The sequence below is a fragment of the Streptoalloteichus hindustanus genome (assembly GCF_900129375.1).
In the GTDB taxonomy this organism is placed as follows: Bacteria; Actinomycetota; Actinomycetes; order Mycobacteriales; family Pseudonocardiaceae; genus Streptoalloteichus; species Streptoalloteichus hindustanus.
Genome location: NZ_FQVN01000012.1, coordinates 115,506 through 142,121, shown reverse-complemented (window position 1 = coordinate 142,121; position 26,616 = coordinate 115,506). Strand labels below are relative to the sequence as shown.

General features: G+C 72.8%; 22 protein-coding genes. 11 read left to right on the top strand and 11 right to left on the bottom strand.

Translation table 11 applies throughout. From position 1 onward, the window contains the following. The 6 genes from BUE43_RS27880 to BUE43_RS27855 all read left to right on the top strand — a co-directional run. A partial coding sequence (locus BUE43_RS27880; protein ID WP_143174429.1) for an isochorismatase family protein occupies nt 1-345 on the top strand: 345 nt, incomplete at its 5' end. Between the two features lie 124 nt (nt 346-469). Continuing rightward, the gene (locus BUE43_RS27875; RefSeq protein ID WP_073488945.1) at nt 470-679 is read left to right on the top strand and encodes an MbtH family protein; all 210 of its coding nucleotides are present in this window, start codon (nt 470-472) and stop codon (nt 677-679) included. A gap of 1,235 nt (nt 680-1,914) precedes the next feature. Beyond that, nucleotides 1,915-2,265 (top strand): histone-like nucleoid-structuring protein Lsr2, encoded by a 351-nt coding sequence (locus BUE43_RS27870; RefSeq protein WP_073488943.1) that lies wholly within the window; start codon nt 1,915-1,917, stop codon nt 2,263-2,265. Nucleotides 2,266-3,056: 791 nt separating this feature from the next. Then, nucleotides 3,057-4,505, top strand: a complete 1,449-nt coding sequence (locus BUE43_RS27860; RefSeq protein ID WP_073488939.1) for a lysine N(6)-hydroxylase/L-ornithine N(5)-oxygenase family protein — start codon at nt 3,057-3,059, stop codon at nt 4,503-4,505. A 190-nt stretch (nt 4,506-4,695) separates the two neighbouring features. Beyond that, the gene (locus tag BUE43_RS33020) at nt 4,696-4,935 is read left to right on the top strand and encodes a hypothetical protein (RefSeq protein ID WP_143174428.1); all 240 of its coding nucleotides are present in this window, start codon (nt 4,696-4,698) and stop codon (nt 4,933-4,935) included. After that, complete coding sequence (locus BUE43_RS27855; RefSeq protein ID WP_083960239.1) at nt 4,935-5,885, top strand: alpha/beta hydrolase family protein; 951 nt, start codon at nt 4,935-4,937, stop codon at nt 5,883-5,885. The genes BUE43_RS33020 and BUE43_RS27855 overlap by 1 nt, the downstream gene beginning before the upstream one ends. 40 nt (nt 5,886-5,925) lie before the next feature. Here the strand turns inward: BUE43_RS27855 and BUE43_RS27850 are convergent, their stop codons facing one another. Next, entirely contained in the window at nt 5,926-8,046 is a 2,121-nt protein-coding gene (locus BUE43_RS27850; protein WP_073488937.1) for a HelD family protein, read from the bottom strand. A gap of 630 nt (nt 8,047-8,676) precedes the next feature. Between BUE43_RS27850 and BUE43_RS27845 the strand changes: the two genes are divergently transcribed. Further along, nucleotides 8,677-8,889: a hypothetical protein gene (locus BUE43_RS27845; protein ID WP_073488935.1), complete on the top strand. Its 213-nt coding sequence runs from the start codon at nt 8,677-8,679 to the stop codon at nt 8,887-8,889. A 48-nt stretch (nt 8,890-8,937) separates the two neighbouring features. Here BUE43_RS27845 and BUE43_RS27840 read toward each other — a convergent pair whose 3' ends face one another. Both BUE43_RS27840 and BUE43_RS34415 read right to left on the bottom strand, forming a co-directional pair. Then, on the bottom strand, nt 8,938-9,417 hold the full coding sequence (locus tag BUE43_RS27840) for a hypothetical protein (RefSeq protein ID WP_143174427.1): 480 nt from the start codon (nt 9,415-9,417) through the stop codon (nt 8,938-8,940). Continuing rightward, nucleotides 9,414-9,587 carry a hypothetical protein gene (locus BUE43_RS34415; RefSeq protein ID WP_159447799.1) on the bottom strand — a complete coding sequence of 58 codons (174 nt, stop codon included), beginning with the start codon at nt 9,585-9,587 and terminating at the stop codon, nt 9,414-9,416. The genes BUE43_RS27840 and BUE43_RS34415 overlap by 4 nt, the downstream gene beginning before the upstream one ends. 573 nt (nt 9,588-10,160) lie before the next feature. Between BUE43_RS34415 and BUE43_RS27835 the strand changes: the two genes are divergently transcribed. Continuing rightward, nucleotides 10,161-10,946 carry an SDR family NAD(P)-dependent oxidoreductase gene (locus tag BUE43_RS27835; protein WP_143174426.1) on the top strand — a complete coding sequence of 262 codons (786 nt, stop codon included), beginning with the start codon at nt 10,161-10,163 and terminating at the stop codon, nt 10,944-10,946. After that, the gene (locus BUE43_RS27830; protein WP_073489005.1) at nt 10,943-11,404 is read left to right on the top strand and encodes a cupin domain-containing protein; all 462 of its coding nucleotides are present in this window, start codon (nt 10,943-10,945) and stop codon (nt 11,402-11,404) included. Before BUE43_RS27835 ends, BUE43_RS27830 begins: the two co-directional genes overlap by 4 nt. Nucleotides 11,405-11,578: 174 nt before the next feature. On the opposite strand, the gene BUE43_RS27825 is transcribed toward BUE43_RS27830, so the two are convergent. Both BUE43_RS27825 and BUE43_RS27820 read right to left on the bottom strand, forming a co-directional pair. Further along, a complete protein-coding gene (locus BUE43_RS27825; RefSeq protein ID WP_143174425.1) occupies nt 11,579-13,549 on the bottom strand; it encodes a hypothetical protein in 1,971 nt (656 codons plus the stop codon). A gap of 673 nt (nt 13,550-14,222) precedes the next feature. After that, the gene (locus BUE43_RS27820) at nt 14,223-15,362 is read right to left on the bottom strand and encodes a 3'-5' exonuclease (protein ID WP_073488929.1); all 1,140 of its coding nucleotides are present in this window, start codon (nt 15,360-15,362) and stop codon (nt 14,223-14,225) included. Nucleotides 15,363-15,809: 447 nt separating this feature from the next. On the opposite strand from BUE43_RS27820, the gene BUE43_RS27815 reads away from it, so the two are divergent. Continuing rightward, nucleotides 15,810-16,844 (top strand): methyltransferase, encoded by a 1,035-nt coding sequence (locus tag BUE43_RS27815; RefSeq protein WP_073488927.1) that lies wholly within the window; start codon nt 15,810-15,812, stop codon nt 16,842-16,844. 16 nt (nt 16,845-16,860) lie between these two features. Here the strand turns inward: BUE43_RS27815 and BUE43_RS27810 are convergent, their stop codons facing one another. The 3 genes from BUE43_RS27810 to BUE43_RS27800 all read right to left on the bottom strand — a co-directional run bounded on the left by BUE43_RS27810 (nt 16,861) and on the right by BUE43_RS27800 (nt 20,525). Then, entirely contained in the window at nt 16,861-18,306 is a 1,446-nt protein-coding gene (locus BUE43_RS27810) for an MFS transporter (protein ID WP_143174424.1), read from the bottom strand. A 421-nt stretch (nt 18,307-18,727) separates the two neighbouring features. After that, nucleotides 18,728-19,192 (bottom strand): ester cyclase, encoded by a 465-nt coding sequence (locus tag BUE43_RS27805; RefSeq protein WP_073488925.1) that lies wholly within the window; start codon nt 19,190-19,192, stop codon nt 18,728-18,730. A 199-nt stretch (nt 19,193-19,391) separates the two neighbouring features. Continuing rightward, complete coding sequence (locus BUE43_RS27800) at nt 19,392-20,525, bottom strand: methyltransferase (protein ID WP_200797688.1); 1,134 nt, start codon at nt 20,523-20,525, stop codon at nt 19,392-19,394. Between the two features lie 611 nt (nt 20,526-21,136). Between BUE43_RS27800 and BUE43_RS27795 the strand changes: the two genes are divergently transcribed. Further along, nucleotides 21,137-23,677 carry an excinuclease ABC subunit UvrA gene (locus BUE43_RS27795; RefSeq protein WP_159447798.1) on the top strand — a complete coding sequence of 847 codons (2,541 nt, stop codon included), beginning with the start codon at nt 21,137-21,139 and terminating at the stop codon, nt 23,675-23,677. 92 nt (nt 23,678-23,769) lie between these two features. On the opposite strand, the gene BUE43_RS27790 is transcribed toward BUE43_RS27795, so the two are convergent. The 3 genes from BUE43_RS27790 to BUE43_RS27780 all read right to left on the bottom strand — a co-directional run bounded on the left by BUE43_RS27790 (nt 23,770) and on the right by BUE43_RS27780 (nt 26,603). Beyond that, the gene (locus BUE43_RS27790; RefSeq protein WP_200797687.1) at nt 23,770-24,321 is read right to left on the bottom strand and encodes an RBBP9/YdeN family alpha/beta hydrolase; all 552 of its coding nucleotides are present in this window, start codon (nt 24,319-24,321) and stop codon (nt 23,770-23,772) included. Nucleotides 24,322-24,366: 45 nt separating this feature from the next. Further along, entirely contained in the window at nt 24,367-25,434 is a 1,068-nt protein-coding gene (locus BUE43_RS27785; protein WP_143174423.1) for an SAM-dependent methyltransferase, read from the bottom strand. 128 nt (nt 25,435-25,562) lie between these two features. Further along, nucleotides 25,563-26,603, bottom strand: a complete 1,041-nt coding sequence (locus BUE43_RS27780) for a methyltransferase (protein WP_073488921.1) — start codon at nt 26,601-26,603, stop codon at nt 25,563-25,565. Nucleotides 26,604-26,616: the final 13 nt, after the last annotated feature.

Sequence of the window (26,616 nt, the reverse complement as noted above, 5' to 3'; positions counted from 1 at the left end):
ATCGTCGACGAGTTGGCGCCGGGTGCGGGCGATGTGGTGTTGACGAAGTGGCGGTACTCGGCGTTCGTGCGGACCGATCTGCGGGAGCGGATGCGCCAGTGGGGGCGTGACCAGTTGGTGGTGACCGGGATCTACGGTCACATCGGGGTGTTGATGACGGCGGCGGACGCGTTCATGAACGACTGCCAGTCGTTCGTGGTGGCGGACGCGATCGGGGACTTCTCGGTGGAGCGGCACCGGATGGCGGTGGAGTACGCCGCCCAACGCTGCGCCGTGGCGACCACGACCGGGCGAGTTGTGGCCGAACTGCGGGAGTACGCCCCCGTTCTCCCCCCGCGCGGGTGATCGAGGTAAGGGTAGGCTAACCCGCGCTTCCCGGGTCTGCGGGGGAGCGGCCCGGCGGCCCGTGCGGCGCGGTGCGCGGACCGGACTTGCCGGAGCCCGGCCGAGGCGGAGAGGAGCAGTAGGCGTGACCAACCCCTTCGACAACGAGGACGGGCGGTTCTTCGTCCTGGTCAACGACGAGGGCCAGCACTCGCTGTGGCCGGCCTTCGTCGAGGTGCCCGCCGGGTGGACCGTGGTCCACGGCGAGGAGAGCCGTCAGTCCTGCCTCGACTACGTCAACGAGCACTGGACGGACATGCGCCCCAAGAGCCTCGTCGAGGCCATGGGCGACTGAACGGCCCTGACGGCGGACGACCCGGTCCGCGGCCGTCGCGGCCACCGGGTCCACTGTGGTCCGCCACGTTTCCGCACGGCGCCTGGAGGTGGTGGGAACCGCCTCCAGGCGCCGCGTCGTTCGTCCGGTTCGTCATGTGCGCCCGAACCTGGCGCCACCGTCCACGGTGGACTTCCTCTCTCCTCCGCCCCGTCGGCGGGCTTCTCGGGGTCGGGGCCGGGGCCTGGACGGGGTGATCGCGTCCCCCTGGGCCCTCGCCGCAGCCGAGCTGGCCGCGGCCCGTCTTCTCCCCGCCGAGCCGCCCTCGACGGGTCCGGCGCCCACCTGGGCGGCATACGCACGGATTCGGAGTGGCGGAACCCCGGGGCGGTGCGGGGCGCGTGACAAGGGGGGCGGGATAGCGCGTCGATCACGCCCCGGAGGAACCAACATTCACCCTTCGGTTGGCCATCACGTTGAGCGCAGAGTTGGTCACGCGGAGGTCAACGGCGGGGGAAACAGCCGTGGTGAGCACCCTGAACGGCCTAGGAAGCGGCTCGCCAACCCGCGGGAGAACCCGGCCCGCCCGCGCGTGGCAAACACGGGGAACGGTCCCGCCGGAGATCCGTTCCCCGTCAAACAACAACATCGCCGGGAAGGGGATGTCGCCTTGTCGGACGCCCGTTCGGCGATCGTGGCGGGAATCACGTGCCGCCGCGATCTTCCCCGGAGCGCCGGTTGACCCGGTATGACCCTTTCGTGCGGCGTTCGGCCCAGCGCGCGAGGCCGGACGGCGTCGGCCGCGAAGATTCCCCACGAGCCGCCGCGGGCCTCTCCGCCGCAGGTCAGCCCGTCGGGCACGGCCATCCGACGGGGGACGCTCCCCGCTTCGGCACCGGCCGGAGGTGGGGCCGGCTGCGGCGGACGGCGGCGCGCTTGCTGGGGCAAAACTCCTGTCGTCGATTGCTGCGGTCGGGGGTTGACAGGGGGATCGTCGTCCTGGCCCGGCCGGAACGTGCACACTATTTCACACCCCGATCCCCGCTCTCCCCCTTTCGATAACGCCTGGTGGAGTGTCGGACGTCGCTGTGTCGCCGGGGTTGCGGGGCGCCCTCGGCCGTCCGCGCGCAAACCCCTGTCGCCCAAGGGCAGAAATGCGTCATAATTGCGACGCGACTCGCCGTCGGAGTATGGTGAGCGCCCCTGACGCACAAGTCGCCGCGTGGAATGCGCGGTTATCGGGGAGGGCGAGGCGGATGGCACAGAAGGTCACCGTGGAACTCGTGGACGATCTGGACGGCACCAGGGCCGAGGAGACCGTCGAGTTCGCGTTGGACGGTGTCGGGTACCAGATCGATCTGTCGGCGACGAACGCCGGCAAGCTGCGGGACGCGTTGGCCACTTTCGTGGCTAGCGCCCGTCGCTCCGGCGGCGGCCGCAAGCGCGGCGGCACGGCTCCCGCGCGCAAGGGCGGGCGTCCGGCCAGCGCGGATCGCGAGCAGAACCAGGCGATTCGCGAGTGGGCGCGCAAGCGCGGCATGAAGGTCTCGGAGCGGGGGCGCATCTCCACGGAGGTGCTCAACGCCTACCATCAGGCCAACGAGTGACGGTCGGGCCGGTGGCGGGCGGCGACTGACGTCGCCGCCGGAAGCCGGCCTGGTGCGGGTCGGGTGAGGCCGCGAGGTCGTCGCCATCCGATCCACGGTGCGTACCCTGGGTATTGGTCGCACGTGGATGGGAGGGCCGTGGGCTCGCAAACGTATCTCGCCCGTTTTGTCGGAGGGCCTCTCGACGGTCGTTGGGAGACGTTTTCCGGGTCGTCCGGCTCTCCGTTGCCGACGGTCACCCACGTGCACCTGCACAACGGTCCGAAGATCCTGCACCACTACGACCTGCGGTACACCGCGGAACAGGGCTGGGAGTACCGGCTTCGACCGGTTCCGTAGTCAACGTCCGGGCCCCGTTTCGTCACGGGCCCGGACGTTGTCGTCTACTCCTTCCCGGTGGCTCTCCCGCCCGGACATGAGGCTGTCGTTCCGCCATTGGGGTTTACTTCGCGCGGTCCGGTTGTCCGCGTCGGCGGCGTTCATCCCCGCGCCGCGCTGTTCGTGATGTTCGGCGGTTCCGCGCGCCCTCGGCGCGCTTCGTAACCCTTCTGTGGCTCTTCCGGGCCCCGAGGATCGTCGACGCGCTTCTCGCGCACTTGCGGACAACCGCTGTGCGCACTTCTTGCCGTTCCCGCGACCGGCTTGTCGCCCGTGATGTGTCTCCCACGACCACACCTGTCGGTTCCCTTGACAACAACATCAACCGGAAGATTAGGTGAGCCTAACCTACTTTTGGGGCACGGTCGTGCGCGTGGGGCCGTCGAGGTCTGGGGGTAACGGTGACGTCTGGGGTGGCCGGCAGGCCGATCGACGGGGTGCCCGTCCACGACGTGGTGGGCGTCGGGTTCGGGCCGTCCAACCTCGCGCTGGCCGTCGCGGTCGAGGAGCACGAGTGGCGTGCGCCGGCCGGGGAGCGGGTCGACGCGGTGTTCCTGGAACGTCAGCCGCGGTTCGGCTGGCACCGCGGGATGTTGCTCGACGGGGCCACCATGCAGGTGTCCTTCCTCAAGGACCTCGTCACGATGCGCGACCCGACCAGCCCGCACAGTTTCCTGTGCTATCTCCGGGAACGCGGCCGTCTGGCGGACTTCATCAACCACAAGACGCTGTTCCCGTTGCGCACGGAGTTCCACGACTACCTGGAGTGGGCGGCGGCGCGCGTGGACCACCTGGTGCGCTACGACTCCGAGGTCGTGGCGGTGCGCCCCGTGTTCGGACAGGAGGCCGTGGCAGGCAACGGCACGGGGACCGGTGAGGACTTCCACGAGGACCCCCGTGCGGACACAGTGGTGGCCTTCGACGTCGAAACCCGACGGGGTGACGGCCGAACGGAGGTCCACCGGGCCCGCAACCTCGTGGTGGCGACCGGACTCCGGCCGTTCCTGCCCGCCGGGGTGCGGGTGTCGGACCGGATCTGGCACAACCACGACCTGCTGGACAGGGTTGAGCGGCTCACCGACGCGCCCCGCCGGTTCGTCGTGGTGGGCGCCGGGCAGAGCGCGGCGGAGACGACGGAGTACCTGCACCGCCACTTCCCGGACGCCGAGGTGTGCGCGGTGTTCGCGCGCTACGGCTACACGCCCGCCGACGACAGCTCGTTCGCCAACCGGATCTTCGACCCGGAGGCCGTGGACGCCTTCTACGCGGCCCCGGAGCCGGTCAAGCGGATGCTCGTCGACTACCACCGCAACACCAACTACTCGGTGGTGGACGTCGACCTCATCGACGACCTGTACCGCCGCTCGTACGCCGAGAAGGTCTCCGGGCGGGAGCGCCTGCGCATCCTGCACGCCTCCCGGCTGGTCGACGTCCGGGAGTCCGGGAAGCGCGCTGACGGCAGTGACGGCGCTGGCGGCGCTGGCGGCGTTACCGTCTCCGTCGAGTTCCTCCCCACCGGGGAGCGCACGACCCTCCAGGCGGACGTCGTCGTCTACGCCACCGGGTACCGGTCGACGGACCCGTGGGACGTCCTCGGCCCGCTGGGGGAGCGGTGCCGGCGGGACGAGGCGGGCCGACCCCGCGTCGACCGGGACTACCGCGTCGTGACCGACGACGCCGTGCGGGCCGGGATCTACCTCCAGGGCGCGACCGAGCACACCCACGGGATCACCTCGACGTTGTTGTCCAACACGGCGGTCCGGGTGGGCGAGATCCTCGGCTCGATCGTCGACCGCGCGCGCCGGGCGCCCGCCCCCGCTCCGCGGCCCGCCGCCTACGCGTTGAGCGCCCACGCCGGCTGAGGGCGCGGCGACCGGGCGCCGACGCGGCCGGTCCGGTCGTCCTCCTCGTGGCGCGTGGGCCCCTGTTCCTGTCCTGGCTCCACACCGAGGTGCGGTGCGGGAAACCGAACCCGTGTCCGCGGGTCCCCGCATCCCCGGTCGGCCGCCGCTGGAGGGGTGGGGCCACCGGGATCTCCAGGAGGGGATCGCCATGGGGAATCCGAACAGGGGACCGGTCTGGTCCCGCCGATCCTTGGCGGCCGCGGCGGTGGTGGTCGCCGCCGGCCTGCTGACCGGGGTCGCGCCGGCCCACGCAGAGGCGGGCGGTGCCGGTGCCGGCGTCACGTTGCCGGCGCCGACCGGCCCGCACCGGGTCGGCACGTGGCAGTTCCACCTCGTCGACACCGCGCGCACCGACCCGTGGATGCCCGGGGGCGGCCGCGCGAACTGATGACGCAGGTGTTCTACCCGGCCGTGGGATGGGCGCCGCGCGCCCGCTACCTGCCCGCGAGCGTCGCCGAGTCGGTGGAGAAACGGCTCGGCGTGCCCGTCGGCACCTTCCGGCCCGTTCGGCCGAACGCGCGCGAGGGCGTGGTTGCGGTGCCCCGGAAGGGTGGGTGGCCGCTCCTCGTGTTCAGCCCCGGCCGGAGCGACTCCCGCGCCAACGGGACCGCGGTGGCGGAGAACCTGGCCAGCCACGGCTACGTCGTGGTGACCGTCGACCACACCCACAACAGCCCGACCGAGTTCCCGGGCGGTCGGTTCGTGCCCGACAGCCGTCCCGCGGCCAACCCGGCGGTGTTGACCGAGGAGACCCAGGTGCGGGCCGCCGACCTGCGGTTCGTCCTGGACGTCCTCACCGCGGCGCGGCCGGACGCGGCGGTGGCGGAGCTGGCCGGGCTCGTCGACCGCGGGCGGGTCGGGGTCTACGGCCACTCCATGGGTGGATCGGCGGCGGTGGAGACGGCCCGCACGGATCCGAGGGTTGGCGCGGTGCTCGCCGTCGACGGCGCGCTGTGGACCCCGGCCGTGGACACCGGGCTCCGGCAGCCGACGTTGTTGCTGACCGAGGCGGCCGTGCACCACGACACCTGGCGCAGGCTGAAGGCCAACCACCGGGTGTGGGGCCGGCACCTGACGTACGCCGGGAGCGGCCACTACAGCTTCGCCGACTGGGCGACGCTCGCCGACGACCTCGGCTTCGCCCGCGTCTGGCCGCCGGAGAAGCTCAGGGCCTACTTCGGGGAGGCCGACGGGAACCGGTCGGTGGACGTCACCCGGACCTACCTGCTGGCCTTCTTCGACCAGCACCTGCGGGGCCGGCCGTCGGCGCTGCTCGACCGGCCGTCGCCGGCCCATCCCGAGATCGACCTCGTCTGGCGGTCGCCGACGACCGGCTGACCGGCGCGGGGGTGCGGGCCCGGGCCCGCACCCCCGTCCGTCACGGGCGGGCGCGGGCCCGCCCCGGCAGCCAGGTGTCGTCCGTGGCCAGGACCGTCAGCCGCTGCGTGGCCCTGGTCAACGCGACGTACAGGGCCCGCCGTCCGGTGGGCGACTCGTTGAGCAGGTCGGTGGGCTCCACCAGCACGACCCCGTCGTACTCCAACCCCTTCGAGTCGAGGCTGCCCACGACCCGCAGCCGGTCGTCGGCCAGTCCGGAGACCCACTCCCGCACCTCGTCGACCCGGTCCATCGCCGGGATCACCGCGACGGTTCCGTCCACAGTGGACAGAAGTTCGGCCGCGGTCGCCCTGGTGGCGTCGGCCAGGGCGTCGGCGGCGACGACGCTCACCACCGGCGCCACGCCGGTGCTGCGCACCGCCTTCGGCAGGTCGTCGTCGCCGGCGAGGTCGCCCAGCGCCGCGGCCGCCACCCCGAAGATCTCCGCCGAGTTGCGGTAGTTCGTGCGGAGCCGGTAGCGCCGCCGGGTCCGCGCCGAGCCCAGCGCCTCGTCCCGTGCCCCGGCCGCCTCCTCCGGGGTCGGCCAGGACGTCTGGACCGGGTCGCCGACCAGCGTCCAGCTCGCGTACCGGCCGCGGCGGCCGAGCATGCGCCACTGCATCGGCGAGACGTCCTGCACCTCGTCCACGACGATGTGCGAGTACTCGTCGTAGTGCTCGGGTCGCCGCGGTCGCCCGTCCGAGGGGCGGTCGTCCGAATGGGGCGACCCCGTCCGGCGGCGGCGCTTCGGCGGCGGCCCCAGCAGCACCCGCAGCTCGTCCAGCAGCGCCACGTCGGCGGTCGACCAGCCGTCGGCCTCGGCCACGGAGCCCGCCAGCAGGTCGATCTCCTCGCGGTCCAGCACGCCCTTGGCCGCGCGGGCCAGCCGGTCGCGGTCCCGCAGCCAGCTCAGCACCCAGGTCGGGCTCAGCACCGGCCACCACCGCACCAGGAAGCGGTGGAACTCCATCCGCTCGCCGAGCTCGTGGACCATCTCCGCCCGGTCCGGCCGGAAGGTCTCGTCGGCGTACTCCTCGGCCTTGCGGGCCAGCGCCTCCAGCAGCGCCTCCGCCGCGTCCACCCGGTGCTGGTTGGGCTGGCCCGCGCGGTGCACCCGCCGCCGCACCCGGTCCAGCTCGCGCGCGTCCAGCCGGATGACCTCCCCGCCGTAGACGATGCGCATCTCGGTGGGGGTGTCCGGGGGTGTCTGCCGCACGAGCCGGCGCAGGACGCGGACCATCCGGGTCGACCCCTTCACGGCGTTGACCGCCGGCGGGTCCACCCGGGTGGCCGGCGCGCCGTCGAGCAGTTCGCCGAGCGAGCGCAGCTCCGCGCTGGTCTCGCCCATCGACGGCAGCACCCGGGAGATGTAGCTGGTGAACACGGGGGAGGGGCCCACCACGAGCACGCCGGTGCCGAGCCGGCGCCGCTCCCGGTACAGCAGGTAGGCCACGCGGTGCAGCGCCACCGCGGTCTTGCCGGTGCCGGGGCCGCCGGTGATCTCGGTGACGCCGCCGGCCGGCGCCCGGATCGCCTCGTCCTGCTCCCGCTGGATGGTCGCCACGATGTTGTGCATGGCCTCGCCGCGGGCCCGGCCCAGCGCGGCCATCAACGCGCCCTCGCCGATGATCGGCATGCCCTCGGGCAGCGCCTCGGGCATCAGCGGCTCGTCGTCGACGTTGGTGACGGTCTCGCCGGAGCAGTGGATCACCCGGCGGCGCAGCACGTCCATCGGCTCCTGCGGCGTGGCCTGGTAGAAGGCCGCCGCCGCCGGCGCCCGCCAGTCGGTGACCAGGTTGTGGTGCTCGGCGTCGCGCACGCCCATCCGGCCGATGCGCAGCGCCTGCCCGTCGGTCGTGTCGAGCCGCCCGAACACGAGCCCCTCGTGCTCGGCGTCTAGGGCCTGGAGCAGGCGGTTGGCGTAGCGCACCATGGCGTCCCGGTCGAACAGCATGGCGGCCTGCTCGAAGGTGGCCTCCTGGCCGGCGCCGTGGGCGAGCTCGTAGCCCTTCGCGCGCATCGTCTCGGCCTCGGCCCGCAGCTCGGCCAGCCGGGTGTACACCCGGTCGACGTGCTCCTGCTCGGCGGCGATCTCGGCCTGCCTGATCGTCGCGTCCAACACGGCGACTCTCTCCTGTACGGCTCGACGGAAGACGGAAGTGCGACAGTACGTGTTCCCCGTCGACCGGAAACCAAGCCCCGGGGGCGTCTGGTGGGAGGTCGGCGGAGGTAATGTAGATGTTGTCCACACCGGACCTGGCTTTGGCGGTGTTCGGACGTTTCCCGCCCCAGATCACCGAGTGTTGTCACGGGCTGTCACCGCCACGTCACGTCGTCGTTCCCCTCGCGTCGGCGGCCGGCCACCTGCTGCGCGGGCGGTGTGGCCCAGGGTGGCCAGGACAGTGGCGGACCGAGAGTGATGTCCACTGTGCACAGAGTGGGGAACGGTGGCAGCACGGAGTTTTTCCCGGTTTTCCCGGATTCGTCGGTGAACCGTCCAAACCGGACACTCGCGCTGGGGGCGGTCGTCTCGCCGGCGCCCGCCGCTCCGCGACCTCGCGCCAGCCGTCAGTCGTCATGAGCAGTCTCACACTGTCCCGAGGAAGTTCTCGGACAGTTCTCCGGCGCGCGGGCGGCCCTGTCCGGCAGGGGATCGCGTCCCGTCGTGCCCATACCCTCGGTGACGGGCGTGGGTGGGGGTTCCTACGCTGCGCGTGGGGGAGACCGCGCTGATCCTGTCGCAGGGGGCGAGATGACGTGGTTGTTGTGGCGGTGGTGGGTTCGTGACCGCTGTCGGCGGGTGATGGCGCGCCGGGGCGGCCTGCGGGTGGAGCTGGACGGCCGGCGGCGGATCGTGGTGATCACGCCCCGGGGTGAGCACGTCGTGCTGGACCCGTTGCAGGTGGGCGTGCTCCGGGCGGAACTGCGGGCCGCCGTCCGCGCGCGGGCGAGGTCGGACCAGTAGGGGTGATCCCTCGTGGCGGCCGCGTTTCCCGGCCGCCACGGGGTTTCCTCAGCCGACGCCGGCGTCGCCCGGGCCGCACGCGACGCCGTCGCCGTTGGTGTCCAGGCCGTGGCGGTCCCGGCCGTGCACGGTCAGCGGGCCGAATCCGTGGTCCCGCAACCAGTCGCACCTGTTCTCGGTCCCAGGTGGGAACTGCCACGGCACGCACTCGTGGCTTTCGCCGTAGGCGTGGTCGCAGCCGTCGCCGCCCTCGGGGGCGTCCACCGGAACGGACGGGCCGGAGACCGGCGGGGAAGCGGTGAGCGGGCGCGTCCGTGCTGTCGAGGGCGGGCCGTCCGGGGCGGCGGTGGTGGTCGCGGTCGGCTGGGTGAACGGCAGGACCTGCGGTGCGGCGGCGGCGGTCCGAGGCGGTGGGGTGGCCGGGCTGTTCTCCGGGTAGAGCGACCGCACTGTCACCGCGGCCACGGCGAGCAGGGCGACGACAGCGCAGCACACCAGGCCGGCCATGCGCAGGCGCGGACGGCTCATCCGACGCGCGCCCCTCTCGCGGCCGACGGCGCGTCGCCGTCGGAGGCGGGCGAGGCGAAGAGCGAGGTGCCGGTCGGGACCGGCTTCTGCCGGCTGGGCGGTGCGAGGAGGGGGTGCGACGCCGCCACCCGGAGGACGCGGGGCAGGCCCACGACGCCGGCAGAGATCACGGTTCCCTCCTCCGTGCCGCCCGGACACCCCGCCGGGCCGTCCTCTCGGACCACCTGCGCCCCCGGCCGCGACGGGAGCGATCTGGTGATCGTGTCGCCGGATTTCCCCGTTACTCCCCGCAACCGGCGAAAAAGGTGAGTGACTTTCGGGTTGGCCCACCGAAAATCCGGTCCGTACCGGGACCGTTGCGCCGTCCGGGGGATGCGCGCCCGCTTCTGAGGTGAATACTGCTGGCTGGGGACGTGGCGGCCGATCAGGCCCCGCCGATGGCTGACCGCTTCCCCGGTGCTCGGCAGCGGCCGTCCGGCGTCGTCCTCGCCTCCCTTCGGTGGGAGTTTCGGGATGGCCTGGCGAGAACACGGCCGGATTTGGTCACTGAACGTGAGGGTTGGTGTGCGGGAAACCCGGACGCCGGACAGCCGGACCAGACCGGCGGCCGGGCCCTCTGTGACCGCCCTTTCCCCGACCTGTCGAACGCCCGGTCGGCCTCCGACGACCACGGGCGGCGATGTGCGACGGTTCTCCACAACCGCGTCGTCGGCACGAGAACAGCACGTCTCCGGGAGGCACTGATGGTCGCTGCACCCGTCACCGGACTGCCGGACCTGACCGGCACGGTCGCCCTGGTCACCGGGGCCGGTGGCAACATCGGGGCGGGGATCGCCCGCCGGTTCGCCGCCGCCGGGGCCACCGTGGTCGCCCACTACTGGTCCAGCGCGGACCGCGCCAGGGCGGTGGCGACCGACATCCGGGCCGAGGGCGGCCAGGCCACCTGGGAGCAGGCCGACCTGCGCGACCCGGTGGAGGCGGACCGCCTGCTGGCCGCTGTCGTCGCCGCGTTCGGGCGGGTCGACGTGCTGGTGAACAACGCCGGGGTGCAGCCGGTGGAACCGTTGCCCGACATGGACTTCGACCAGTGGCGCGAGGTGATCGGCGCCAACGCGCACAGCGCGTTCCTGGCCACCAGGGCGGCGGCGCGCCACATGATCGAGCAGGGCGACGGCGGGGCGGTCGTCTCGATCGCCTCGATCGAGGCCACGCGGCCCGCGGTCGGGCACGCCCACTACAGCGCGGCCAAGGCGGCGGTGCGGATGCACGCCCGCGCGGCGGCCGTCGAGTACGGACCGCACGGCATCAGGGTGAACACGGTCTCGCCCGGCCTGGTGGTCAGGGAGGGCATCGAGCGGGACTGGCCGGAGGGGGTCGAGCGGTGGCACCGCGCCGCGCCGCTGACCAGGATGGGCACCCCCGAGGACGTCGGGAACGCCTGTGTCTTCCTCGCCTCGCCGCTGGCCTCCTGGATCACCGGCCACGACCTGGTCGTCGACGGCGGCGTCTCGGCGGGTCCGACGTGGTGAACCGGACGCACCCGGAGGCCGCCCGGATCATCGCGGCGCTCGGGTTGCTGCCCCTTCCGACCGAGGGCGGCCACTGGGCGCAGACGTGGCGGGACGAGCACGGCTCCGCCATCTACTACCTCCTGGCGGCCCCGGAGTTCTCCGCGCTGCACCGGCTGGCGCACCCGGAGGTCTTCGCCCACCACGTCGGCGCGCCCGCACGGATGTTCCTGGCGCACCCCGACGGCCGGGTCGAGGAGCCCGTGCTGGGCCCGGACATCGACGCGGGGCAGCGACCCCAGGTGGTCGTGCCGGCCGGGACGTGGCAGGCGACCGAGACGCTCGGCGCGTGGTCGTTGCTCGGCACGTTCATGGCGCCGCCCTACACCGACGACGTCGTCGAGTTCGCGGCGGCGGCGGATCTCGTCGCCCGGTACCCGGAGCACGCGGAGCGCATCCGTCGGCTCAGCCCGTTCTGACGCGCGCCCCCATCCCTCCACTTCGGACGTCCGATGTGGACAATCTGTGGTGGGCACGGAGAAAGGGGCGATCCGGTGGAAACCGGATCGCCCCTTGTGCCCCGGGTGGACGCCGTCGACGGGTCACCGTCGCGCGGTGCTGGTCGCCTCAGGTCGTCACCAGGTTCTCGGCTGTCACATGTCCCGGAAGCCGTGGCCCTTGTGGCCGTGGCCGCTGGAGGTGGCGCTGTCGATGTCGACGTCGCCGGTGTCGCCGGTGTCGCCGCTGGCGCCGTTGCCGGAGCCCGCGGTGCCGACAGCGGTGATGTCGTCGCCGGCGATCGAGATGACATCGACGTCACCGAAGTTGTTGCCACCGGCGGCGACGACGTCGCCCGAGTCGCCGGTGTCGCCGCTGACGCCGAAGTTGGCGCTGGTGGCGTCGTCGTCACCGTAGCTGCTGTAGTGGTGACCGTACCCCTTGTGGTGGCCGTAGCCGTGGTGCCCATAGCCGTGGTGGCCGTAGCCGTGGTGCCCATAGCCATGGTGCCCGTAGCCCTTGTGGTGCCCGTAGCCACGGTCCCCGTAGCCCTTGTGACCGTAACCCTTGTGGTGACCGGAACCGCTGGAGGTGGCGCTGTCGATGTCGACGTCGCCGGTGGTGCCGGTGGCACCGGTGGCGGCGTTGCCGGAGGCGACGGTGCCGGTGCAGGTGAGGTTGTCGCCGGCGATGGAGATGCAGTGGATGTCGCCGTAGTTGTTGCCGCCGGCGGCGATGGCGTCGCCGGAGTCGCCGGAGTCACCGGAGACGGCGACGTCGGCGCTCAGGGCGTCGGAGTCGTGGCCGCTGTAGCCCTTGTGGTGGCCGTACCCCTTGTGGTGCCCGTAGCCCTTGTAGTGCCGGTGGAGGCGGTGGCCGTAGCCCTTGCTGCCGGCGTGGGTGGCGCTGTCGATGTCAGCGTCGCCGGTGGCGCCGGTGGCACCGGTGGCGGCGTTGCCCGAGGCGACGACGCCGAGGCAGGAGTTGTTGTCGCCGGCGATGGAGATGCAGTGGATGTCGCCGTAGTTGTTGCCGCCGGCGGCGATGGCGTCGCCGGAGTCGCCGGAGTCACCGGTCACCGCGACGTCGGCGCTGGTGGCGTCGTTGTCGTCGTAGTCGTAGTAGTCGGAGTAGGGGCCGTAGCCGTGGTGGTGGCCGTACCCGTGGTGGTGGCCGTAGCCGTGGTGGTGGCCGTAGCCGTGGTGCCCGTGGCCCTTGTGGCCCTTGTGGTGGTCGTAGGTCCGGCCGTCCTTGCCCTTGTCGTTGTTGCCACCGGTGGCCTTGTTGCCCTTGTCGCCCTTGTGTCCCTTGTGGAACTTGTGGCCGTGGCCCGCGGTGGTCCAGCTGTCGATGTCGACGTCGCCGGAGTCGCCGGTGCCGCCGGTCGTGACGTTGCCGGAGTCCACGGTGCCCTGGCAGTTGGGCTCGTCGCCGGCCACCGAGATGCACTCGACGTCGTTGTAGTTGTTGCCACCGGACGTGAAGGCGTCACCCGAGTCGCCGGTGTCGCCGCTCGCCGCGAGGTTCCAGCTGTTGGCCTCGTAGCTGTCGTAGTCGTAGTAGTCGGAGTAGGGGCCGTACCCGTGGCCGTGGTGGTGGTGGCCGTAGCCGTGGTGGTGGGCGTAGCCGTGGTGCCCGTGGCCCTTGTGGTGGTGCCCCTTGTGGTGATGGCCCTTGTGGCCCTTGTGGTGGTGCCCCTTGTGGCCCTTGTGGTGGCCGTAGCCACTGCGGCCGTGGGCGTTGCTGTCGATGGCGGCGTCGCCGGTGTTGCCGCTGGTGCCGCTCGTGACGTTGCCGGAGTCCTCGGTGCCACCACCGCAGAACTTGCCGGTGGCTTCGCCGACGAGGAGCTTGCAGACCTCGCTCCAGTTGTTGCCACCGATCGAGAGCGCCCCGCCGGTGTCGCCGGTTTCGCCGGTGCCCGCGAAGTTCCCGGTGGAGGAGCTTCCTCCCGGGTGCCCCTTGTGGGGCTTGAGGAACGGCAGCCACTGCTGGGCGCTGTGCTCCGCCCTGGCGCCGTCGTCCAGCTCGGCCGCCTGCGCGGGGCCTGCGGACAGCAGGCTGGGGAGCCAGAGGCTTCCCGCGATCGAGGCTACGGCCAAGCCTCGGCGAATCTGTTTCGACATCGCACTTCCTTTCCTTGTCCCCGGGTTCTGCGGACCCGGCGGGCCTTGCTGGCGGCTGCCGCGGTCGGGGTACGGAATCAGGGACACCGCCCGGGATGTCCGGATCGGCTCGGGCCGGCCCGGTCGTCCGTGCGTCGGGTCTGGGGAGGACCCGGCGGTCGGCAGGTCGTGTCGGTCCTGCGGACTGGTGGAGTTGTCGTCGCGTTGTCGTGGAGGGACTGCTCGTTCGGTGTCGCGTGGTGCTGGTCGATCGGTTTTCGGGGGCGGAACCTCGTTCCGCCAATACTGCTTACCAAGTCCCGGTGCGCCGAACAGGACGAGATCGCAAGAAACGCCTGTACTGGTTACGGGAGGCCGACCGAACCCGTGGTTCCGGCCTTTTCTCAATGCCGTCCCGATTTTTCACTCGCCAGGATGGCGGCATCCCGTTGTGATGGGTCGGCCGAATGCGACCAGTAGTCGGGTCGCGCTGGTGGGGGACGGCGACGCGGAGAGGAGGGTCGGCGGGCGCGGCCCGGCGACAGCGCTTCGTCACCACTGGTCCGGCCGCTGCGGCGACCAGGTGGTGACGGTGCGCGAGGTCCCGCCCTCAGCCGTCCCCCTGATCAGCGACGGAAGCGGCGCGGGGCCTGCGCGGACCGCGACAAGATCCCCGATCGACGGGGGAGAACGGTCATCTCGTGCCGGACGGAAGCCACCGTTCGGACGGCGTGTCGCCCGCGGAGCCCTGGCGCGGCAGCGCCGGCACCGGGAGCGGCTCGGGCACCGGGCCGACCCCGGCCGCGTCGAGGTGGTCGGGCAGCCCGAGGGCGAGGGCGGCCCGGCGAAGCCGCTCGTCGGCCGGCCCACCGAGGCAGCCTGCCGCCCTGTCATCCGGGCGGCTCGCCGCCGTGTCGTCCGGGCGGCTCGCCGCCGTGTCGTCCGGGCGGCTCGCCGCCATCTCGTCGAGCACCGCGCGGTGCACCCGGACGAGATCGGCGCGGGACATCCCCGCCCGGCCCGCCTGCCGGGCCAGCGCCTTGGCCTTCGGGCCGGTGACCCGGCCCTCCGCGAGCACGGCGGTCAGCAGGTCCCGGTAGGCGGCCACCCCGGCCGGCTCCGGCTCGTGCAGGCCCCGCACCGGCAGGCGGTCCATCAGGCAGGCCAGCCAGCCCCGCTCGCCCGCCCGCAGCGCCGCGGCCCTCGGCCGCGACCGGCCGGAGGAGGGCACCGCCGGCAGCGGGTGGTGGCGGGGCGGGACCGCGAGCCGCAGCTCGTGCGGCGGGTTCAGCAGGGCCAGCAGGAGCTGGCCGCACGCCCTGGCGTCGTCGAGCGCGGCGTGGATCGCCACCGCGGGCAGCGCCAGGGCCTCGATGAGCGCGCCGAGCTGGAAGCCGCGGAGCCGCAGGTGCGCGCGGGCCGCGCGGAGCGTGCACAGGCCGGGCAGCGGGGGCGGGCTGATGCCGAGCAGCGCGAGCTCGTGGGCGAGGAACCGCTCCTCGAAGGCCAGGTTGTGCGCCACCAGGACACTGCCCTCGCACAGCGCGAGCAGGTCGCCGACCACGTCGGCCATGGCCGGCGCGCCGTCGAGGTGCTCCCGGGTGATCCGGTGCACCCAGGTCGCCCCGGGCGCCACTCCCGGCCCCGGGTCGACCAGGGTGGACATCTCGGCGAGGACGGTGCCGTCGCCCCGCATCCGCACCGCGCCGACCTCGATCACGCGTCCCGGCGGGGACAGGCTGGTCGTCTCGAAGTCGACCACCGTGAACTCCAGGTCACGGGTCGGCACCCCGCCGTCCCTGGCGAGGGAGAGATCGTTGACCAGCGTGCTCACCTGTCGACCGTAGGCCGGCCCACCCCCGCTGACCGGCCGGTGGCGGCCGCGACGTGGCGATGATCACCCGATCAGCCCAGGGATTTCCCGCCGCGAACGTCCTTTTCGGTCACCGAGGCGGGAGGCGGACGACTGGTCGGCGCGCGGCGGTCCGCGGTTCTGTCGGTGTTCTTTCGAAGGATCTTCCGCGTCGAGTGCCCGGTGCGAAGATCGGGTCGCCGGAGAACGTCGAAACCCCGTCACGTCGGGAAAAGCGTCGGCCCGTTTCATGATCGCCGTATTCGGTTCACCGATTTCGCGTGCCGCGGTGGGGTTCGGCGAGAAAGACGATCACGAGAAACTCCGGTCGGGTCGGCGGTGGGCCGGCGTTCCTCCGGGGCGGGCGTGCCACCCCGTCGCCGCCGCGCGTCGTCCGCCGCCATGGCTGTCTACTGTGGAGGGAGCGGGATGGTCGAGCGGGAGTCCGCCGAAACCCGACTGCTGAACGAGATCGCCAAGATGGCGAGCCTGATGGCTCCGTGGGCCATCCGGGTCGCCGCCACGGAGCGGCTGCCGGACCTCGTGGCGGCCGGCACGACCGACGCGGCCGAACTGGCGGCGCGCACGGGGAACGACACGGACGCGACGAACCGCCTGCTGCTCTACCTGAGCGCGCTCGGGCTCTTCCGGCCCACCGCGCCCGGGAACTACGAGCTGACCGAGCTGGGCGAGCTCCTGCGGGACGACCACCCGATCGGCCTGCGGGCCTTCCTGGACCAGAACGGCTTCGGCGCGCGGCTCGACGCGGTCACCGCGCACCTCGCGACGGCCGTGCGCACCGGCCGCCCCGTCTACCGGGACGTGTTCGGCCGCGGGTTCTGGGCAGACCAGGACTCCTACCCCGACGAGAGCCTCTCCTTCAACCGGGTCATGGCGGCGCACACCCGGTGGTTCGGTCCGGACCTGCGGCGCTCCTACGACTGGGGTGCCTTCCGCCACGTCGTGGATGTCGGCGGCGGCACCGGGGCTGGGACCTTCCTCGCCGAGCTGTTGCGGGCTTACCCCGCCATGCGGGGGACCCTCGTGGAGGACCCTGCCGAGACCGCGATGAGCGGCGTGGACGCGCTCGCCGAGGTCGGGGACCGCTGTGACGCCGTCACGCAGAGCCTGTTCGACCCGCTGCCCGAGGGCGCCGACGCGTACGTGCTGACCACCATCCTCCGCAACTGGGACGACGACAACGCCGTGCGCCTCCTGCGTCGCTGCGCGGAGGCGGCGGGCGCGGGCGGCCGGGTGCTGGTCATCGAGCGCGTCCTGAGCGACGACGACCACCAGCTCCACGTGCGGGACGCGAACCTGCGCATTCTGTTGCTGCTCGGCGGAAAGGAGCGGGAACTGGCGGAGTTCCGGGCGGTGGGAGCGGCGGCCGGCCTGGAGCTGACCGCCACCCTCCCCACCGACTACTCGCACCTCTACCTGTTGGAGTACCGGATCGCGCGGTGACTCGTCGGGCGTCCGGTCAGGTTCGGGGCGGCTCCGCCAGCTTCGCGGCCGGTGCGGGCGCGCGGACCAGCGTCGTCGCCAGGATCGTGGTGAGCGGCAGGACGATCACCCACAGGTACGCCAGGTGGAAGCCGGCGACCAGGGCATGGGCGTCCGGCCGGCCCGACGACCCGGACACCGCGTCCATGCCGGCGGTGGCGACCGTCGCGAACACGGCCAACCCGGTGGCCCCGCCCAGTTGTTGCGCGGTGCTCACCAGGCCGGAGGCCAGCCCCTGGTCGCTGTTGGCGACCCCCGAGGTGGCCACGATCATCGACGGGGCGAACGACAGCCCGGCGCCGAGGCCGGTCAGCAGGATGCCCGGCAACACGGTGGTGAAGTAGTCGCCGTCCACCGACATCCGGCTCAGCCAGAGCACGCCGAGGATGGTGACCACCGAGCCCGCCCGCAGGAGGTCGCGGGCGCCGAACCGGGCGACCAGCGGCGCGGTGCGCCGACCCACCACCATGATCAGGACGCTGACCGGGGCGAACGCGACGCCGGCGAGGAACGGCGGCAGCCCCAGCACCTTCTGCAGGTACAGGGTGGCCAGGAAGGTGACCACGAGCGACGTTCCGGCGTTCACCGCGTTGACCACGTTGCCGGCCACCACGTTCCGGTTGCGGAGGAGTCCGAACCGGACCAACGGCTCGGGGTGCCGCCGCTCGACGAGCGCGAAGGCCGCCAGCAGCGCCAGGCCCGCGACCGCGGTCCCCGCCACGACGCCGTCGACGCCGCGGTCGGTCACCGAGGTGATCGCGAAGACCAGCAGGAGCAGGGCGACGGTGAGGGAGACGGCGCCGGGCACGTCCAGCCGCTGCCGCCGGGCCGGGGCGTCCGGCGTCAGCAGGCGGAGCACGGCCAGCACCGCGAACACGCCCAGCGGCAGGTTGATGAAGAAGATCCACCGCCAGCCCAGCAACCCGGCGACGACGCCGCCGAGGGCGTACCCGGTGATCGCGCCGCCGGTGGCGATCACCGCCCACAGGCCCATGGCGCGGTTGCGCTCCGGCCCCTCGGCGAACGAGGTGGTCACCACCGACAGCGACGCGGGGATGACCACCGCCGCGCCGAGGCCCTGCATGCCGCGGGCCGCGAAGAGCTGCCAGCCGAGCTGGCTGACCCCGCACAGCAGGGACGCCGCCGTGAACACGGCGAGCCCGACGACGAGCATCCGGCGCCGGCCGTACAGGTCGCCGAACCGGCCGGCCAGCATGAGCAGGCCGCCGAAGGTCAGCGTGTAGGCGGTGGTGACCCACTGCAGCGCGGCCGGCGCCACGCCGAGCTCCTGCTGGATCACCGGCAGGCCGACGGTGACCACGGTGGTGTCGAGGGAGATCATGAACTGGGCCGCGCACAGCACGACGAGGACCAGGCGGCCAGGGGCGGACGCGGTCGGGGCCGGCGGTGTCTGAGCGGGCATGCCCGGGATGTCCTTTCCAACGGGGAGGAGTGGCTGGGGACGGGCGCCGGGAGACCGCGTCGACGCGCGCCGCGTCGCCCGCCCCGGCGGAACGGCGCGTCGGTTCGGTGTCGGTTCGGCGACCGCCGACGACGTCGGGGTGACAGGTCGGGGTGACGGCGACGGCCCGGACAGACCCGGTTCGCGTGCTCCGGACTTCGTCGCCGGTCGTCGCCGTGTTCCTGGTTCCGCAGTCGGAAATCGTAGACCCGGAGACGCCCTCGCGGAGCGTCGGGGGAGCGTTCGGCGGCATTTCCGCCGAGTTTTCCCACGAATAGCGTCAACGGTGCGCTCGTGCTCACTCACGCGAGTGGCGGAAATGGCAGAAAATGGCAGGAATTCGCCGGCGCCGGCTGGCGGGCCGGTCGGGGGCGGGCGCGGGTCAGTCGGTGGCCGGCTCCGTCTCGAAGCAGCCGGCCACGGCGAAGCCGAGCTGGCGGTGCGAGTCGACCTCGTTGGAGGAGACCCAGTACTCGACGAACCGGCCGGCGTCGTAGCGCAGGAACTCCATGCCGGAGAAGGCGACCGCCGTGCCGACGGGGGCGGTGGCTCCGGGGATGCCGCCGGCGTACCGGCCGCGGAACGTCCAGCGCGCCGCCGCCAAGTCGCCGTCGACGAGCGGCCCGAGATCCACCGTCATCCTCGGCTCGGTGAACGCCATCAGGCCCGCGCGCAGCCACTCGGCGAGCGCGTCCGGGCCGTGCACCGCCGCCTCCGGCCAGCGGCCGACGAAGTCGGGGGCGAAGATCTCCCCGGCGAGGTCGGCGATCCGGTCCAGGTCGGCGTGCCACAGTTCGTCGATCCAGCGCCGGTGCAGCCGGATGATCGCTTCCCGGTCGTTCGACATGTTCTTCCTTTCCCGCCGCGGTTGTCGCCACGGTCGGTGATCGTGTTGTTTTCCGAATTCTCGGCGCCCGTGCGTGGCGAATGCTCGTTGGTCACGGATGCCGGGAGAGGCGGGGTCGTCGAGGTGATTTCGCGGCCGAAGTCGGCGGGATTGTCGGAAAACGGGGACCGGCGTCGGCGCGGGAGGCGCCGGAGGGAGCTCACGGCTGGCCTCCGTCCGTCTGGAGTGGACAGTCAGCCTCCGCGTCGTGCGTGTCCGCGCGGCGCGCCGTGACGACACCGACGCCGCTGGGCAACCGCCGGACCCGGACGTCGACCAGACCTGCCGCGCGGAGAAGATCGGTGATCTCCCCGGCGGTGCGCTCCCGACCGCCGTCCCCGCCGAACAGCGACAGCATGTAGAGGTCCAGCAGGGCGGCGTAGCGGTAGCCCGCGTCGGCCGTGCCGGCGGCGGTGCTCTCCGCCGCGACGAGGTCGATCACGAGCAGGGTGGCGTGCGCCGGCATGGCCTTCGCGCACACGCGCAGCAACGCCACCGCGTCCGCGTCGCTCCAGTCGTGCAGCACGTGGGAGAGCAGGTAGAGGTCGCCGCCGGGCGGGACCGCGCGGAAGAAGTCGCCGGCCCTGGCCGCGCAGCGCCCCGCCAGCCCGCGCTCCGCGATCCGCCGGGCCGCGAGCGCGGCGGTCTCCGGCAGGTCGAGGACGATCCCGGTGACCCCGGGCCGGGTCGCCAGCACCGCGGTCAGGAACGCGCCGTCGCCCCCGCCGACGTCCACGAGCAGGCCGTGCTCCGGGAGGTCGACGTGGGCGAGGATCTCGTCCAGCTCCAGGGCGAGGCCCTCGGCCTGCGAGCGGGCGAAGACCGCGCGGACCTCCGGCCGGCGCTCCAGGTAGTCGAAGAACCCCGCCCCGAACGCCTCCTCGAAGGCTGGTTGTCCGGTGCGCACGCTCCGCGGGAGCTCGTTCCACGCCGTGCCGACCACACCGCCCACGAGCAGCGCCGACGGCCGGGCCGACGCCGGCGCGTCCCGGCGCAGCGTCGCGCCGAGCGGGGTGAGCGCGAAGACGTCGGGCGCGGGCTCGGTGAACACCTCGAACAGGACCAGCGCCCGCAACACCCGGCGGAGCGCGGCCGGGTGCGCGCCGGTCCGCGTCGCCAGCTCGGCGACGGGCAGCGCGCCGTCGGCCAGCAGGTCGGGCACGTCGAGGTGGGCGACCGCGCACAGGCAGCGGGAGACGAGGTGGGAGAACAGCATCTCGCGCATTCGGCCGGCGAGGTCGAGGTCGTCCCGCGGCCCCGCCGGCCGGGCGGACCGCGTCGTCTGCTCTGTCATCGCGACTCTCCTGGGGCGAGGGGGTGTTGTGCCGGCGAATTGCGTGTCGTTTCCGGAATTGGCGCTCCCCTGGCTGGGAACGGGGTCGCCCCCGCCTCGGGAGAAAACTGGTCCGGGCGCCTGGAGGAGAGTGTGCGGTGGAGGGCGGCGGCGCGGGGAACGCGTATTGGTGAGGTATGTGGTCCGGACCTGTGGCAGTTATTGTCAGGTAATTCGCCAGATGGCTGCGAGGCAAGGGGACGCGAGGCGTCCAGCACTTTCCCACCGGGAGTCCTTGCCGGGGTGTTCTCAGCATAGGCACAGCTCAGATGGGGTGAGAGGTGTGGTGAAGAGCTGGCGACGGCCCGTTCGTCGTGCGATGGGAGCGGCCAGGGGCGCCGTTCTTGGCGGTGTGCCGCGACCGGCAGGGGAAAATGGTGACAGCGCCGACAGGATTCGCCCGCGACTGATCCGGGCAGCCGGTCGACGCCGCCAATCGGGTGATGGTGTTTGCCGGATTGCCGGACGTGGGGCTCGATGAATTCGGCGCCCCCGGCCCTCCTATGCTCGGGGCGGCCGAAAACCCGCGGGGGAACCGCGGGGCTGGGGACGGGGAGGACATGGAGGAGCGCATGCCGGGGACCGGGACGGACGGCGGCGGGGTCGGCGCCGGGACCCCAGTCGGGACCCCAGTCGGGGCCGCGGCCGGTGCGGCGGCCGAGGTCGGCGAGTGGATCGACGTGGTCGGGGCGCGCACCCACAACCTGCGGGACGTGACCGTGCGCATCCCGCGCGGCCGGATCGTGGCGTTCACCGGGGTCAGCGGCAGCGGCAAGACCTCGCTGGCGATCGACACGGTGCACGCCGAGGCCCAGCTCCGGTACCTGGAGGGGCTGTCGCCGTTCGTCCGGCAGTACGTGACGCCCCGGGACCGGCCGCAGGTCGACCGCATCCTGAACCTCGGCGCCACCCTGGCCGTGGACCAGCGCAAGCTGAACCGCAACGCGCGGTCGACGATCGGCACGATGACCGGCATCGACGCCTACCTCGGGCTGGTGTACTCCCGGCTGCCCCGGTTCGCGACCGGCTCCGCCGAGGCGCCGCTGACCAGCACGCACTTCGACCGGCACAGCCCGGAGGGCTCCTGCCCCGCCTGCCACGGCTCCGGCGGCACGCCGCACGCCGACCCCACGTTGATCATCACCCGCCCCGACCTGCCGCTGCTGGACGGCGCCTCGCCGTGGTACGCGAAGCTGATCTCGCCGGAGCAGGCGGCCGTGCCGTCGGTGGCCGAGCACTACGGAGTGGACCTGGGCCGGCCGTGGCGCGAGCTGCCGGAGCGCTTCCGCCACGCCATGCTGCACGGCACCGGCGACGAGGCGATCGACGTCAGCATCCGCATCCCGAACAGGAACACCGCCTCGGAGTGGACCTACAGCAACCGGCAGGCCTTCCGGGGTGCGCTGGCCGAGGTGGAGCGGCTGTTCGCGGCGGCCACGACCGACACGGCCAAGCAGCGCTACGCCAGGTTCATGCGCCAGGTGACCTGCCCGGACTGCGCGGGCAGCGGGTTCGGCGAGGTGGCGCGCAGCGTCAAGCTTGGCGGCCTGACCTACCTGGAGGTGGTGAGCCTGCCGGTCAACCAGGTGCGCGGGTGGGTCGACGCCGTCGACCGGGAGCTCACCGCGACCCAGCGGGAGATCGCCGACACCCTGCTGCCCGAGATCGCCTCCCGGTTGCGGCTGCTCACCCTGCTCGGCCTGTCCCACGTCCAGATCAGCCGGGACGCGCCGTCGCTGTCCGGCGGCGAGCTGCAACGCGCCCGGGTCGCCGCCCAGCTCGGCACGGCGCTGACCGGGATCATCTTCGTGCTGGACGAGCCCAGCTCCGGGCTGCACCCGGCGGACAAGGAGCCGCTGTTCGAGATCCTGGTCCAGCTCAGGGACGCCGGGAACACCGTGCTGCTGGTCGAGCACGACCCCGAGCTGGTGCGCAGGGCGGACTGGGTGATCGACATCGGCCCGCTGGCCGGCAGGGACGGCGGGCGGCTGGTCGTCTCCGCGCCGCCGGCCGAGGTCGCCCGCCACCCCGAGTCGCTGACCGGCCGGTACCTGGACCGCGGCGTGCGCCGCGCGGTGCGGGAGCGCCGCCCGGTCAGCCCCGGCTCCGGCGCGTGGCTCACCCTGCGCGACGTCGCCGTGCACAACGTGCGGGTCGACCGGGTCGCCTTCCCGCTGGGCCGGCTCACCTGCATCACCGGGGTCAGCGGCAGCGGCAAGAGCAGCCTGCTGCACCGGGGGTTGGCCGCCGCCGCGCGTGCCGGCCTGGACGGCGGGCGGGCCGAGGCGGTCGGCGCGCTGACCGGGCTGGAGCGCCTGGACTGGGTCACCGTGGTCGACCAGGACCCGATCGGCCGGACCCCGCGCTCCAACCCGGCCACCTACACCAAGGCGTTCGACGCCGTCCGGCAGCTCTTCGCCGGCACCGCCGCCGCGAAGGCCAGGGGGCTGACCAGCTCGTCGTTCTCGTTCAACTCGGAAGGCGGCCGGTGCGAGGTCTGCAGGGGCTACGGCCGGCGCCTGGTGGAGATGCACTTCCTGCCCGACGTCTGGGTCACCTGCGACGCCTGCGACGGCCGCCGGTTCCGCGACGAGGTCCTGGCGGTCACCTACCAGGGCATGACCGTTGACCAGGTGCTGGCGCTGACCGTCGACGACGCCGTCGAGCGGTTGACCGGTCCCAAGGCGTTGGCCACGACGCTGCGTGCCATGCAGCGGGTCGGGCTGGGCTACCTCCAGCTCGGGCAGAGCGCGACCGAGCTGTCCGGCGGTGAGGCCCAGCGGCTCAAGCTGGCGAGCGCGATCATGCGGGGCACCCGGGGGGAGAGCCGCGGCCTGGTGATCCTGGACGAGCCGGTCACCGGCCTGCACCCGGCCAACGTGCAGTGCGTGGTGGACGCGTTCGAGGCGTTGCTCGCCAGCGGCAACACCGTGGTGGTCGCCGAGCACGACCTGCACTTCGCCGGCTGCGCCGACTGGATCGTGGACATGGGGCCCGGCGCCGGCGTCGAGGGCGGGCGCCTGGTCAACGAGGGGACCGCGCGGGACGTGGCCGCGGGCGAGGGGCCGACCGCGCGGCACCTGCGGCGCCTGCTGGAGACCGGCCAGGTGTGAGCCCGCCGGCCGCGCCCCCGCGGCGCCCGGCGATGCCGGGTCCGTCGTCCTCGTGATCGCCGCCGTCGGGGCGCGGGCGCGGTCCACGCGGCTCATGCGTAGGTCGCCCTGAAGTACTCCAGCAGCTCGGGGAACTCGGTGCGGTCCAGGAAGTGCCCGCCGCCGAGGATCTCGAAGGAGGTGGCGTCGAGCGCCTCGGCCACGAGGGCGAACTGCTCCTGGGGGATGAACGGGTCGTCGTCGCCCCAGAAGACCGCGGCCGACTCCTGGTTGCGGCGCATGGCGTCCCAGTCCCACGGCTGGTCGAAGTAGCCGCTGGCGCGCTCCAGCTCGTCGTCCAGGCCGGTGTACGGCGAGACCAGGACGGCGCCCCGCAACCGGTGCCCCTCCAGGTAGCGCAGGGTGGCCACGGCCCCGGAGGACCAGCCCAGCAGCACGTCGTCCGGCCCCACCGCGAGGTGTTCGTCCAAGAAGGACAGCCAGTACTCGCGCCGGGCCGCGATGGAGTCGGGGAAGGTCTCGAACACGGTGGCGAAGCCCAGCGCGGCCAGCTCGTCGCGCAGCCACGGGGCCCACGCCGTCGACCACCGCATGGTGCGGTTGCCGTGGACGTAGACGACCCTCGGTCTGTCCACTGCGGACACTTCGGCCACCTCCGGGGCCTGGCCGGCGCTGGGCCGGGCGGCGGGTCATGCCGGGTCGGTTCCCGGCGACAGCACGAAGAGCCATTCGAGGGGGTGGCCGAACGGGAGCTCCCGCTCCACGCGGTACCCGGCGTCGAGGAACATCTCCCGTTGCTCGGCGCGGGTTCGCAGCCCGACGCCGGTGAAGTCGTGGAAGAGCTGGTAGGCCAGGGTGAACAGCGGCGCGGGGCCGGCGTCGTCGGTCGGTTCGGTTCGCGGGTCCCGGAAACCGTCGGCGAAGACGAAACTCCGCGCCCGGGGGAACGCGGCGCGCAGGGCGGTGAGGAACGGCCGACCGCCCACCCGCTCGCCGACGAAGTGGTGCAGGATGAAGTACGACGTGACCAGGTCCGCGTCGGTGACCTGGGTGAAGGCCTCCGGCGCGCCGACGACGCCCAGCACGTCCGCCTGCACGATGGTGATCCGGTCGTCCAGGCCGGCGCTCTTGACGTTCTGCCTGGCGAGCTGGCACGCCTCGCCGCTGACGTCGACGCCGACGCCGGTCACGTCCGGCCGGCCGCCGACGAGGTGGATGAGCCGGGCCGCGGCGCCGCAGCCGATGTCGGCGACCCGGCCGAACCCGAGGTCTCCGGTGGCCCCGTCGAAGATCCGGCGTTGGAAGTCCCAGTTCTGCGCGCAGCCCAACGCGGTGTAGTGCCCGTTCTGCAGCACCGACCTGCCGAACTCCTCGGGCCAGGCCAACAGCGTGTCCAGGTGCCGGAAGACGTCGCCGAATCCGCCGACCGTGGCGGTGAAGTACCCGCGCACCCGGTACGCCTCCCGCCCGCCGGGGGTGAGCGCGACGGTGTCCGTCCCGGCGTCCCCGTGCACCAGCCCGAGGCGTTGGGCGGCCCGCAACAGGGCGCGGAGGGCGGTGGGTTCGGAGTGGGTGGCCTCGGCGAGGGTCGGGACGGACACCGACCCGGCGGCCACGACCGCGTCGAGCACACCGCTCACCGTGAGCGCGTAGAGGACGTGCGTGCCGACGAAACCGTTGAGGAGCTCGGCCGCGGGGACGTCGACCGGCAGCGGTGCGGGGGAGGCGGAGGTCGGGGCGTCGTGGTGTCGTGCCATCGCGCGGAACTCCGATCGAGCGCCCTGCCGCGCAGGGGAGGGGGAGCGGGTCGGTGCGTCGACCCGGGCCGGGGCGGGGCGAGCGCGCGTGCGCGCGGGGAGCACGCACCGCGCGCCTCGACCCCGTCTCACTTGGTCGCGGCGATGATTCCGTGGGGCGTCCACGCGGCGCAGGGCAACCGGTGGATCCGGGTGAAACCCGCCTCCCGCAACCACTCCTCGTACTGCCGCCAGGCGTAGATCATGCCGCCCTCCGCCGGCAGCGCCGCGAAGTAGACGCTGTCCAGCGCCGCCATCAGCGGTCCGTCCCCGTCGTCGTCGGAGATCGAGCTGAAGATGACGGTCTGGCCGCCCGGCGGCAGCGCCTCGTGCGCGCGCCGCAACAGCTCCACGTTCTGCTCGGGCTCCCAGATCACGAGCTGGTGGGAGAACAGCACGCAGTCGGCCCCGGTGGGGAACGGGTCGCGGAAGATGTCGCACTCGTGCACCGAGACACGGTCGGACAGCCCGCTGTCGGCGATCCGGCGCCGGGCGATCGGCCCGGTGGCCGGGATCTCCAGCACGGTGACCTCCAGGTGCGGGTGCTCCCCGGCCAGGGCGATGGCGTTGACCGCGTCGCCGCCGCCCACGTCGAGCACCTTCTTGACCCGGCCGAAGTCGACCTTCTGGAGCAGCAGCGGGTTGGCCAGCTCCGACCAGGACCGCATGTACCGGTAGAAGACGCGCTCCAGGTGCGGGTTCTCGGCGAACCGGTGGTAGAGGTCCCGTCCGGTGCCCCTGATCCGGCGCAGGCCGACGTTGGTGTTGTCCCGCAACGACTCCACGAAGTCGGCCTGTCCCTCGTAGACGATGTGCGCCTCGAAGGCCACGACGTTGGCGAAGTTCTCCCAGCGGCCCTCCCTGACGAGCTGGTCGATGACCGGGGCGTTGCGGTAGCGGCCCTCCACGCGGGTGGTGAGCCGCAACGAGGTGGTGCCGAGCAGCAGGACGTCCACGGCCCGGTCGGCCAGCCCGAGCCCGTCCCGCACGTTCTCTCTGGTGAGATCGGGTTCCCTGGCCAACAACGCGAACAGGCCCAGCTCGCAGCCGGCGTTGAGGTACTGGAAAGCGGCGTGGCCGAACAGGATCGGCGTGAGGTCGTCGAGGGTGAGGTCGGGGTCGGCGCTCATGGCGGGTCCTTTC